The 11,515-nt window shown below is 61.2% G+C and carries 13 protein-coding genes; 1 reads left to right on the forward strand and 12 read right to left on the reverse strand.

Features of this window, described 5'->3' with window-relative positions; translation table 11 throughout:
- Window positions 1-92: 92 nt before the first annotated feature.
- Window positions 93-617 carry a hypothetical protein gene (locus IFO71_RS00005; protein WP_192027466.1) on the reverse strand — a complete coding sequence of 175 codons (525 nt, stop codon included), beginning with the start codon at window positions 615-617 and terminating at the stop codon, window positions 93-95.
- A 40-nt stretch (window positions 618-657) separates the two neighbouring features.
- Window positions 658-1,194: a hypothetical protein gene (locus tag IFO71_RS00010; RefSeq protein WP_192027467.1), complete on the reverse strand. Its 537-nt coding sequence runs from the start codon at window positions 1,192-1,194 to the stop codon at window positions 658-660.
- Between the two features lie 727 nt (window positions 1,195-1,921).
- Here IFO71_RS00010 and IFO71_RS00015 point away from each other — a divergent pair.
- Window positions 1,922-3,127, forward strand: a complete 1,206-nt coding sequence (locus tag IFO71_RS00015) for an HNH endonuclease (protein WP_192027468.1) — start codon at window positions 1,922-1,924, stop codon at window positions 3,125-3,127.
- On the opposite strand, the gene IFO71_RS00020 is transcribed toward IFO71_RS00015, so the two are convergent.
- From IFO71_RS00020 to IFO71_RS00065, 10 genes are all read right to left on the reverse strand, one after another.
- Window positions 3,124-4,437 (reverse strand): hypothetical protein, encoded by a 1,314-nt coding sequence (locus IFO71_RS00020; protein ID WP_192027469.1) that lies wholly within the window; start codon window positions 4,435-4,437, stop codon window positions 3,124-3,126. The two genes, IFO71_RS00015 and IFO71_RS00020, sit on opposite strands and share 4 nt — an antisense overlap.
- A gap of 3 nt (window positions 4,438-4,440) precedes the next feature.
- Window positions 4,441-5,754, reverse strand: coding sequence for a hypothetical protein (locus tag IFO71_RS00025; RefSeq protein WP_192027470.1), 1,314 nt, complete (start codon window positions 5,752-5,754; stop codon window positions 4,441-4,443).
- 61 nt (window positions 5,755-5,815) lie between these two features.
- A complete protein-coding gene (locus IFO71_RS00030; protein ID WP_192027471.1) occupies window positions 5,816-6,121 on the reverse strand; it encodes a hypothetical protein in 306 nt (101 codons plus the stop codon).
- Window positions 6,057-7,223 carry a hypothetical protein gene (locus IFO71_RS00035; protein WP_192027472.1) on the reverse strand — a complete coding sequence of 389 codons (1,167 nt, stop codon included), beginning with the start codon at window positions 7,221-7,223 and terminating at the stop codon, window positions 6,057-6,059. The genes IFO71_RS00030 and IFO71_RS00035 overlap by 65 nt, the downstream gene beginning before the upstream one ends.
- A 388-nt stretch (window positions 7,224-7,611) precedes the next feature.
- Entirely contained in the window at window positions 7,612-8,226 is a 615-nt protein-coding gene (locus IFO71_RS00040; protein ID WP_192027473.1) for a hypothetical protein, read from the reverse strand.
- Window positions 8,227-8,353: 127 nt separating this feature from the next.
- Window positions 8,354-8,740: a hypothetical protein gene (locus IFO71_RS00045; protein ID WP_192027474.1), complete on the reverse strand. Its 387-nt coding sequence runs from the start codon at window positions 8,738-8,740 to the stop codon at window positions 8,354-8,356.
- 351 nt (window positions 8,741-9,091) lie between these two features.
- Window positions 9,092-9,421: a hypothetical protein gene (locus IFO71_RS00050; RefSeq protein WP_192027475.1), complete on the reverse strand. Its 330-nt coding sequence runs from the start codon at window positions 9,419-9,421 to the stop codon at window positions 9,092-9,094.
- A gap of 384 nt (window positions 9,422-9,805) precedes the next feature.
- Entirely contained in the window at window positions 9,806-10,231 is a 426-nt protein-coding gene (locus tag IFO71_RS00055) for a hypothetical protein (RefSeq protein WP_192027476.1), read from the reverse strand.
- Window positions 10,232-10,258: 27 nt separating this feature from the next.
- Window positions 10,259-10,870 carry a ParA family protein gene (locus IFO71_RS00060; protein WP_192027477.1) on the reverse strand — a complete coding sequence of 204 codons (612 nt, stop codon included), beginning with the start codon at window positions 10,868-10,870 and terminating at the stop codon, window positions 10,259-10,261.
- Window positions 10,871-10,991: 121 nt separating this feature from the next.
- A complete protein-coding gene (locus IFO71_RS00065) occupies window positions 10,992-11,441 on the reverse strand; it encodes a DUF6573 family protein (protein ID WP_225444254.1) in 450 nt (149 codons plus the stop codon).
- Between the last annotated feature and the right edge of the window lie 74 nt (window positions 11,442-11,515).

The following is an 11,515-nucleotide window of genomic DNA, read 5'->3' on the forward strand; positions in this document are numbered from 1 at the left end:
GAAAAGCGGATTTCGACCTACTCTGAGGCCCCACTGGCCCGGGGCGATAGGGTAGACCTCCACTGACGGCGAGCCGCCAGGGAGGGCAGAGTTCAGAAAACCGATGGGTATTTCAGCGGCCTGTTAACGCTCGATCCAAACCGCTTCGCCTGCTCCAGTGCGACCGGCGCGACGACACCGGCCAAGGCCTTGGCGGCACCGGCGGATTTCTGGCCGATTTCTATCGCCAACGCCGCCGCATCCGCCGTGCTCTGCTTCAAGGCCGCCAGGTCATCGCCACTCGTGTTTGTCGGCGTGCTGGTGCGCGGTGTGAAGACCGGCGCCTCATCGTCGTCATCGCTGATGACAAACCGCCGCGGTCCGCCTGTGTGCTGTCCGACCTGCCAGCCCGAATGATCGCCGTCCGCGGTCGAGCCGTCGGACTGCGGCTGCTGCCGCTCGGCTTGCGCTTGCTCGTCGTGCTCGTCTTGCCGAGGGCCACCCGACCGCGGTCGGGCCTGGTCGCGCTCGGCCCGCTCGATTTCGTCGAACCGGATCTGGTCGTCGGTCTTGATGTTGGGCCCCGTGTCTTGGGGTTGTGCTTGGGGTTTGGTGTGATGGTCGTGGGCCTGGTGCATGTCGGTCTCCAAAGGTTGAGGAAGGGAAGCCGGGGTTGGGTTAGGCGCGCTTGCTGGCGTCGAGCAATCGCTGTCGCATGTCGTCCGTGGAAGCGCTGCCAGTGGCGCTCGGTTGGCTGAACACACCGAAACGCGAGGCGACGTGATTGAGGTTGCCGAGGGTCGCATTCATCGCCTCAAAGATTTTTGTCATTACGCCAAGAAGTTCATCGGCGTCCGAGGTGCGGTCGGCATTGGCTGCGGCAATGTCGGCGCTCACCGCTTCCACGGTTCTCCGTGCTGCGTCGGTCAACGCGCTGTTCATCCGTTCGATGGCCTGGCGTTCGAGCAGGGCAAGCGAGTGGCGCGTTTGCTCGGCCAGATCGCTGATGGGTGACCGTAAAGCGTCGGTGCGCAGATAGAGGCGCAGCGCATCTTCGTACAGAAAACGGATCGGTCGCCCCTCGCGGGTTGCCAGTTTTTTGATGCTGTCGTGCAAGTCGCGCTCGATGTCGAGCGAGGTTCGTTGGGCTGTCATGCGGTGTGACTCCGAGGGAATGGTCACACCTTGTTTTAAACGCAACGGCGCAACGCGCAAGGGGCACGCACCACCCCGGTATGGATTTTCGGCATTGCTGCGCGCTTTCCGTGCTATTCCGCCGCGTTTGCCCGGTAGGATTTTTAGGGGTGTCCGGTAGTGCTCAATCGCAATGGCGGCGCTAGGTAGACGCCGGTCGCGGCCCGCCAGGGCCGGTAACACCAAGGTGCGACTGGTGTATATCCAACCTGCTGTATTCGGTAACTCTCGGCCCTAGCGCTCGCCGCGTCGCCGGTTGTGCCGCATTCGTTGGCCGCCTTGCGCTCTCTGCTCGCGCTCTTCTCGCTGCTTCGCCCGATCTTCTTCTTGTTCGTTCTCTGCCCGCCGTTTCGCTCTTGTCGCCCCGCTTTTCGCTTCGCGCTTTCCTCTGCCCCCTGCTCTTCTTGTTCTCGTTTCCTTGCTCGCCCTTCGCCTCTTGCCTGGCTCTTCTTGTTCCGTTTCGCCGTTCTCCTGCCGCTCTTCGTCCCCGCTTTTCCGCTCTCGTCCCCTGCTGTCCCCTGGCCTTCCTCGTTTCGCTTTCTCGCCGCGCCCTCTGCTTCCTGATCCGTTTTTCTTCCTGCTTGCGTGGTGCCCGGCTCTTGGTATTTGTGTCTGTATCTCTTCCCCGGACACCCCGCTCATGTCTTCCGCTGCCCCTGACTTTTGCCCCGCCTTCACATTTCCTACACACGCAAAGCCGGGCCGATCGTCGGCTGTTTTCCGCACCTTCGTGCTCCCGGAATCTCTGATGCAGCGGGTGGCTCAATCGGCCCACCTCGCCGGCATTTCGACCTCGGCCTGGTGGGGCGCGGCGATTGATCGCGCTCGCAAGACAAAAAGCCTGGTGAACCGGGAAGCAGTCTGGCAAGTTGCGCAGGCGGTGGCCGGGGCCAATGGGTTTCGGTTCCGAATCGAGCGCGGCGCAGCTCCGCTCGATGCCGCGTTGCCCTCGGCGGAAGGTCCTCCGCGCACCGCAGCCCTGTCGGTACGTCTTGCCCGCGCGGACTTCGAATGGCTCGACCGACAAGCGAAATCCTTGGGTCTGTCGAAGCCGATGGCGCTGACCGTGGCGGCGCTTCGCTTGCTCGAAGAGGCCACCGGCCACGCCGACTGGTTGACCCGTTCGGCGCTGGAAAACTATGCGGCACACGGCCGCAAGGCTGTCCGAAAGGGGGTGTTGTTCGACCTGGAAACGCCCGACCTGGATGGGGTGACCGGCCAGGTGGCCGTGTCGATGCTGACTCTGGCTCGCCCGAAAGTCAGACCACCACCGGTCTGGCTGCGCTCGGCGGTTGAGCGAAACCAGGGGTCGCACTGCGTCGTCTGCGGCCTGGTCACCGATAACCTGATGCTGGATCGGGTGGTGCCGGCGGCTCACGGTTCAACGAGCATGGAAGAAAACTGGTTCTTGACGTGCTTGACCTGCCACCGACACCGCCAGCATCGCGACCTTCTGATGCTCACCGTCATCGGTCCCAACGCCGCCGAGCGCCGGTCGGCTCTACTGGAGCGGCGCACAAGGATCATGCACTACGCTCTGAACCACCTGCCAACCGGCTCGAAGAAGTCCGTCACCGACCGATTCGCCCATCCACGCCGCAGGCTTTGGGCTTGGGAAGACCAGGCCGAAGGCTCGTTTCTCGGATGGACAGGGGTCGATGGATGGTCGGGTGACCGCGCCGATTTCCTCGAAGCAACGCTGCGCTATGGCCTTCGAGCGGCGTGGGTGGCCGTTCCAGGGGAGCCGCTGACCCGGCTTTTCCGGATCGAAGAACCGGATGACGGCCGGTTTCGGGAACTGCTCTGGACCTTGATTGACGAAAATACGCTCGTTCGCCGGCTTCCGATGGGCCGCAGCGGCCTGGTCGGAAAGCCGGTTGAGAGCGGGAAGGATTGGGGCCTGCTGAAAGCGGCCCGACCGCCCGCCGCATTGAAGGCGAGACGGAAGGGTTAAGGCCTGTCGGGTCGTACACGCGCTTTCGGCGCTGGCCCGGCCAACGCGAGCAGTTGAGCACGCTGCGCCTCTGACCGGATCTCCCACCACTTATCTCGATCGCCTTTGAGCGCGGCGATCCTTTGCTCGAAGGCAGTCCGCCTTGCCACGAGCATGGCGTCGCCTGCCTGAATGACAGAGATGGGGGGATTGCTCAACCGCTCTTCCGCCCGCCCGATCCGCCCGCCCACCGCATCAGCGCGTAGCCTTGCCCATTCCTCTTCACGCGCCAAATCATCAATAGCAAGAAGTCCGCGGTGTATGGCTTCACTCACCACCGCCCGCCGCCGCCGTTGGGGGGCGCGCCCCTCAATCCAGGGATGCGACAACGCCTCGGTCAAGGGCATGGCCTGAAAGGCGTCGTCGGGTTCGCGAAGGAACTGCATAACATTCATGTGCTCGACCAGGCCGACCACCGGCGTCTCTTCTGCGTAGTAATCACGGATGCCCGCTTGAACCCGCGCTTCCACACGCACCAAGAACAGGCCCATCGCATCGTTCTTAACTGGCTCAATCTTTTTGGTCAGGGTCGCTATGTCGTAAATGCCTCCCAACCGACAACGAAAGGCATCGGGCTTCCCGGCCCATTCCTTGGCCCTCGCCTGGTCTTTCTTGGGCATCCGGCCATCTTCGAGCGGCCACCAGGCCACTTTGGTTCCCTGCTCAATAACTTCACTCGTGAATGCCCACCATTGCTCGCCCATCCATTTCCATCGCCATTTCTGGATGGTCTCAACGCCCGCTAGGCTCTTGCCGTCGGTGATCAGAAGGCCAGCCAGTTTGTCGGTGATCGGAAGGTTTTCGCTGACCCGCCCTCGCTTGATGGCTTGTCGTAGTTCATCAAGCGCGGTCACGGTCTCGCCGGCACGCCGCCCGGTGTTGGCGGGCTTGAGGGTGGCGGCCACCGCCACCTGTCGTTTGAGTGCGTTCGCTCGGCGCCGAAGCACGACCAGGCGCGCACCTCGCCTCTTTAACTTCTTATCGAGCCAAGCCGCTTCTGCCTTCGCTTTCACGCGCTCTTCGTCTTTCGCTTCCACCGCGATTTTCTCTTTTCGCAACCGCAGGGCGCACCGGTCAACCACTTCTTTCAGCAGCGCCTCGGCCTTCCGACCGTCTTCCGTTTCGCGGCCTTTCAGCACCCCTTTGATTTGCGCCAGCATGTCCGCGATGCCCGCTTCTTGCACCAGGTCTTGTCGCGCTTCACTCGTGGCTTTCGCAATCCGCTGGCGCTGCGCCTTGTTTATTCGGTGCTTGTGGATCTCGTCGCTCACGAATCACGCTCTCCGCACCAGCGGCACGGGTAAAGCCTGGTCGCTGACGGTCACGACCAAGCGCTGTTGCTTGGCGCCCTTCACCAGGCTGTCGAGGGCCCAATCCGCGAGCGCCAGCAACCCAACATGACTGACCCCACCTTGCGCAACCGGCTGCATGCTGGTCCAGAGACCGTACGGGACATTGATTTGGATCTTCTTAACGATGGGCTGCGGGGCCAAGAGCGTCGGCTGCTTGAAGCCGGCCTCCGGTTCGCCCTCGTCGCTTTCAAACTCGAACTGCCGCGTGGGAAAGACCAGGTGCATGCCATCGGTGTCCGCGGGTTTGCTGCGTGTTGAGTAGTGAAACAACGGCCCCTCGTCGCACACGAGTTTGTCATCGAGTTTGTAGGCGCTCTGATAGCGCAGGTAGTCACCGCACAGAAACGCTCCCCGACCAAGGCTCTGCGACGATGTGCCCTCTTGCCCTCTCCAACGCCGCTGCTCGCCGTGGCTGGTCAAGTGCGCAATCTTCGCTTCCGAGTCTTTCAGCAAGAACGGCCCCGGCTCGGCGCCGGTCGCCAGCCATAGCGGCGGCAGGCCTTTGTCTTGCAAGGCCTTCTCGATGGGCTGCACTTTCTTCAAGGGCACGGCGGACGCGCGGTTGGGCCTCACCGCCAACAACTGCGGGTGAGGTGTGACCGACAAGCACTTGCCCTCGGCTTTCAGTTTCGACAACCCGTAGTCCGCGAGCACGGTCAGCACCGTGCTGAAACTGCCTCGGGTGTATTTCTGCAACCGCGTCAGCAAGGGCAGGCCCACCAGGATTTGCCGACGCAACACGCTCGGCCCTGGTACAAACGAGGGCACATCCACGCAAATCGTGCGCCCGTCGGCATCGCCTCGGCTGGCCGGCACTTCGTACGGCTTGGCTTTGTCGTCGTAGTGAAACAGCGGACTGGTTTCGATGAACGCTCGACCGGCCTCGGCCGCGCCAGCGCCCGCTTTCGGCGCCTCGGTGTAGAACTGGATTTGCTGGCGAAGCGCCGCGTACTCGTCTTTCGAGATACTGGCCTTGGCATGCGCGGCTTCTATGTTGGCGCAGACCCTGGCGAAGACGATCCCGGTTTCGCAGCGCGCCAGCGCTGCCTCTTCATCGTCGCTGTTCTCGAACACCTGGCGCGCCCCGCCTGGTCCCGCATCCACGGATTTCTCTGCCCGCTGTTTGTTCCGTCGCGCTTCCTTGCGCAGCGTATCGAACGCGGCCTTGATCTCGGCCTCCAAAGCCACCGCGCTTTTCGATGCGATTTCGCCCGCGCCCTTTTTCTTCCGCGCCATTCTTTGAACTCATGAGGTAGTGCTTGTGGCTTGAAACAATGATCGCCACCCCACCCCTTCGTCAAGTCTGGTGGCTGTCTTCGGGGCTCCAAATGTCGAGGTAGAGGCCAACCAGGATGCTCACCGGCTTGCCCCGCTGACGCCGGTCTTCGGCCCGGTTCATGATCCACTTTTGCGCAGCCAAGCGCGTGGCGTTGTTGGCGGACATCAAGCGGTTGCGCGAAATCGAGCAGCCATCGAGTGCATTGAAGACGAGACCTTGCCACCCCTCAACCGCCAAGCCCTCGGCCTGGTGGTTGGGTTTAGGCGTGGCAAAGTTCAGCCCGATATCGCATCCAGACTTGTGCATGACGATCCGTTCGGTCACGAGGGAAAGCAAGCGCTCGCTGGAACGGATTTCGTTGACTGATGGGCTGACCATGCGCGGCCTCCTTGCGCTGAATAGATACTAGTGGGGTGGTGCTGATGGTTTGGGCTTGGGCCTTGGCTTCCCGCTCGGCTTTGCGTTGGGCCGCTTTCTGTCGCGTGGTCAGCGGCAAGTCGGCCTCGCCCCGGTTGAGATCGACGTGGTAGTGCGCTTCCAGCGTGGCGACGATGGCCGCTGGCACACCACCGATTTTCTGTAAGACCGCGTACCGCTTGCGAAGATAGCCCACCGCTTGCGCGCGCTGGGGCTGCGTGCCGTTGGTCACTCGCTCAACGGCCCCAAGGATTTTTGGTGAAGCGGCTTGTTCGGCGATGTGCGCCGCTGCGAAGCCGGTCCAAGGGTTCTGATTGCGCGCGAGTTGAGGCTCGGCAAAGCGGTCGTCGGACGGTAGAGGGCCACCGCCTCGACGCAAAGCGCCAGGTGCAAGTTCATAGGCTTCTTCAAGTCGTTTCGCCAGCATCGCGCTCGGTCGGCCTTCGACTTGCGCACGTGTATAGCGCAAACGCCATGCGCGCAGTTCGTCGGCCTGGTCTTCGTCGCTTACTGTCTCGTCGTTGTCGATGTCAGCGGTGCGCACTTCGACGCCAAGTTGCGCATGAATATCGTGGTTTCGTGTCGCCCATTTTTCAAAGCGTGAGCCCTCCATTTGATTTCCCTCGCTGCCAGTCAAATAGGGGTCTACTGCCGCCCATCGCTGAACGTGCGCGGCGTTGGCTTCGCGGAGGCAGCGCGGGATATGCGGAAGACCAGCGCTGACAAATTCGTTGTTCCCATAAGAGCACGACATTCCCGCGTTGAGCAGCAGTTGCACGACCGCTTCATAAAACCGCGCGCTCTGCGTTTGCAGTTGCTCGACAGCCCGGCTGTAAGCGTGGACGCTGACGGTCAGTGCGTTGCCACCGGCCCCCATTTTGTTGCGCTCTGATTCGACGGCGGCAAGTCGTCGGATGGTCTCGATATCTCGCCGCAGGATCGCCAGTTGAAGCGCGGTCGGCTTGAGGTCGGAAATGGTCGGTTGCTTGCGGGGGGCGATGGCGGTCATGCGATGGTTCCTTTGATTTCTTACATAGACAAGTCGAACTCGTGAGCCAGGGAGGCGGCGATGGCGATGATGAACAAGATTTTCAGCGTGATCATGAAGGGTTCCTTTCACTGCGCGTGGGGTTCTGCGTGGGCTTTGTTTGCTACACATTCAAGGTAACAAAAGTTCCAAAACGCGCAAGGGGTAAAACGCACGAAAAGTCAATCTTTTTTTGTGTTAGATAATCGAATGTAGGCATGAAAACCGTTCGAGAAAACGCTGTTGGCGCGGCAGCGAGCGTCCTCGTCATGGCTCTTTCGACTGCGCGCAAGCGCCCTAAAAACAACGCCGCCCGAAGGCGGCGAAAAAGAGGTGATGGGAAGCACCTTCGGTGCCGGCGCTGTCGCGCTTACAAGGGATCGCGAATGCGTTTTCCCTCTGGCTTGACTTGCACGGACTTCAAGAGTTCTTCGCGCTGACGGATGGCCTGGCGCTCGGCCACCAGTTGGGCCAGCACGGGCGCGAACTCATTCTGCGCCATCGCGGCCGGCGTTGCGCCATTCCACATGCGCCGCTCGAAGTCGAACTTGTCTGCAAACACCGCATTCCAGATTTCCAGCAACGACGAAGTAGGCGAAAGCCCGCCACCGCTCGCCTTCTCTCTAACCAGCATCTCGCTGATGGATTTGGTCAGCATGCCCGCGCAAATCGTTCGCACGGTGGCGCTTTGACTCTTGGGTCCATTGCTTTTCGTGAGATCCAAGGGCGCTGCGAACATTTGAAAGACATCCGGACCCGCCACCCATCCACGCCTTCGAAAGACCGCCGTGGGGACACATTCCATTAACACATGGCCCGCATTCCTCGGATGCGATGAGTACATCGCCTGCATGTCGTCCTCGGTCGTGTCTCGCATCACGACGGCATACTCCCCCTCACCCTCGACCTCAACAGCAACAGTGATGGGCATGGAAAAGGCGGCCAGATCGGCCTCGGAATAGATGCGTGCGGTCTTTGTGCTCATGATGGCTTCCTCGGTTCGTGCTCGTGATTGTGGTGGTGACGGTGGTCTTGGTGTGTTGCGGTTGGCCCGCCGACTCTACGCGCCGGCCGGGCCTTTCGATCTGATCTGGGTCACGCTACAGCCGCGCTCACGCCTGGCCCTGACCCTGGCCCTGGACGGTGCGGTTCACCGCTTCCAGCGCGCTGGCTTGGACCTTCGCAAAGTAAGACTTGGGACCGCGGCCTGCGAACGCATTGAACTCCTGGCGAAAAATCGTGCGCACGCCCGGCGTGCGTGAGGTCCACACCGAACGGCCTCGCCCTTCGGCGACTTTGGACTTCTGAATGAGCGCATCATCGACCACTTCGACGCAGAGAAACTTCGGCGCGTAGTGCTTGTTGGCATTGCCGCCGGAACTGCCCGCCTCACGCACCACCACCCACCGCTTGGTGCCGGGCAACGGGGCTTCGAAAACAATGTTTTGACGGATGAAATCGGCGTTCAGTTGGTCTTGCGAGATATTGTTGCTTTTCATGATGTGTCCTTTGTGTTTTGGCTTGTGGTATTGCGTAGGGCTTGTGTTCCTCACTCATTCATTGAACCAAACAATCTGAATCCCGCAAGCCCACAAGCGCGGGTTCATCGCACTTTGAAGAAATATTTCTTGCATTCCTTTGCGCTTTTGAAAACCCGATCTCATCGTACCGAGTACGCCGATTTCCCCTCGCCGCCTTCCGCCCTTCTTCGCGCGCCCTGTCGTGCGTGGGCGTTGTGCCCATTCGAGCGCGAAGCGTCGTCCACCGCCGCTTCCCCACCCTGGCGCGTAAGCGCCGTGCTCTATATTCCGACGTGGCCGATTACAACCGCGCGCGTTTGACAGGGGCTTTCAGTGCGAGTTGTGTCCCCAAGCCGTGCCGCCATTTTCCCGAGCGACCGAGTTGCGTCCCCAAGCCGTGCCGCCTGTTGCGCTGGCGGTCGGGATTGGTTTGACAACCTCTGGCGGATCGACAATCACAATCCGAGGACCGCCAGACTCCAGTGCGTATTCCGTCGCGTCGGCCTCAACCCCTTTGTTTCGATGAACGGTCTCTTTAACCATGGGAAACATATGGCCGTAGCGAGAGACCGCAAGGATGCCCGCGCAGGTCATCAATGTGATTCCAACAATCATCAATATCGATGCGATTCCAACAATCGAGATTTGCAGTGTCTTCATAGCAGTGATCCTTTTTGATATCGGGTTGTGCGTGTGGCTTGCGTTCCTCACTCATTCATTGAACCAAAAAATCTGAATCCCGCAAGCCCACAAACGCGGGTTCGGTCACACTTTGAAGAAATAGTTCTTGCATTCCTTTGCGCTTTTGAAAATCCGATCTCATCGTACCGAGTACGCCGATTTCCCCTCGCCGCCTTCCGCCCTTCTTCGCGCGCCGTGTCGTGCGTGGGCGTTGTGCCCATTCGAGCGCGAAGCGTCGTCCACCGCCGCTTCCCCACCCCTGGCGCGCAAGCGCCCCAAACAACAACGGCGCCGAATGGCGCCGTGCTGTTGCTGTTGCTGTTGCTCTTGCTTCTGCGTCTGCTCGCGCTTCTGCGCTCGGCTTCATGCCTCATCGGCCACCCGTACAATCACATACGGCAACATGCCCTGGCCGACCATCAGCCGTTCGCCCTTCGCTTCCAAATCGGCCAGTCCGCGCAGGATCAAACCGGTCACCGACACATTGAGGTTGCCCTCGCAGCGCTCTTTGATGAACGCCACGACAGAACCCGGAAGTTTGAGCGCCAACTTCTCATCGCTGCCGTGGCCCGCAAAACTGGCCACACCCAACACGCTCGCTTGCTCACCCTCACGAACGGGCAAGGTCTCAAAGCGCAGCATGTCTTGCACCGCGACCTGGCGCGGCACCTTCCGCGTGCGCTTGACGGCCTTGGGCTTGCTGGTGGTGGGGGAAGCCGGCGCGGCGGCCGGCGTGGCAAACGAACCGGCCTCGGCGGCGTCGGCGGCGACATTGTTGAGCCAATCCATGATGATTCTCCTCGGTCAGTAAAGGGGTTAGGCCGCGCGCATAGGCGCGGCGCAAAGGAAAAGGGTTTTCAAGGTGGCCTCGACCCGGTCGGTCACGGCTTCCATTTCCGCGATGGCTTGCTTGCGGCCGGACAAGGCGCAGTCGTAGATGCTCTGCCCGCGCGCGTAGGCTTCGTTGTAAATCGACCGGTCTCGAAGAAACGGGGTGTTGGGGTGGAAGCGTTCGATCACTTTCCGGTGGGCCTGGCGCGAAGTGTTGACGCGGTTCGGCACCGCGACCAGCGGCTTATTCCAGACCTGCACACGCTGCGTGCCCGGCACGAACACGCTGTAACTTGCCGCATCCAACAGGGTTGGCATCACCACGATATCGCCTGGCACCGCCTCGATCATCATCGGGCCATGGTCATAAATGACCAGGTTTGCGCCCGGCGCCACACTGCGCCCGACGGTGAACGGCAACGCCTGGTTTAGGCGCTTGGCGATGGAAGCGAAAATGAGGCTTCCAGACTGCGGGTCGAGATCGACCAGGCTGACGGTGGCCCCGCGCTTGCTGAATGCCGCGGCCAGGTTGATGGCGACCGTGCTTTTTCCGCAGCCACCTTTGGGAATCCAGACCGAAATACTTGCAATGCTCATGGTGCGTCCTTTGTGTGTCGTGTGCTGCGTGGGGTTTGTGCTTGACGAGTTCAGACTAGATCGGACTTGCTAACGCGCAAGGGGGAAACGGTCGCCCGTCGTCCCCTGCGGTCGCCCTCGGTCAGTCCTCGTTGGTCCGCATGATGGTGATCACGGGCTCCATCTGGTCGCCCGGCCCAATCACGACGGCCAGCCGCACGCGTTGCGCTCCGATGCGCTGGCCCTTCTTGTGGTTTCGTGGAATGCGGTACACATCGAACTCGCGCCGCCGGTCACTTGAGCCGCGCTTGGCGCGAGCGGTTAGATAGGCCATCCACAAAACGTCATGGGCGCGCCCACGGGTGTCTTGCCCCATGCCCGTTCGCTCGGTGTCTTCCTTGCTCCACTCGATGCAGTCCTCCCACACGCTGCGCGTCACCACGGTTTGGACCGTGAACATGCCGCCGCACCACTGGCTCACATCCACTAGGTTGCCATCGGCCAGCGCATCTGCTCGGGTGTACGAATGAATGATGTCGTCGTCCGTGAACAACGGTTCGTCGTGGGCTTGGGCTTGGGTGTTGTCGGTCATTGTCGGTTCCTCTGGTGGTCTATGGGGTACTGCGTGGGGCTTGTGTTGGATCTTGCGAAACTCGGGACACCTCA

Source organism: Pseudomarimonas arenosa, from assembly GCF_014841215.1.
Classification (GTDB): Bacteria; Pseudomonadota; Gammaproteobacteria; order Xanthomonadales; family Xanthomonadaceae; genus Pseudomarimonas; species Pseudomarimonas arenosa.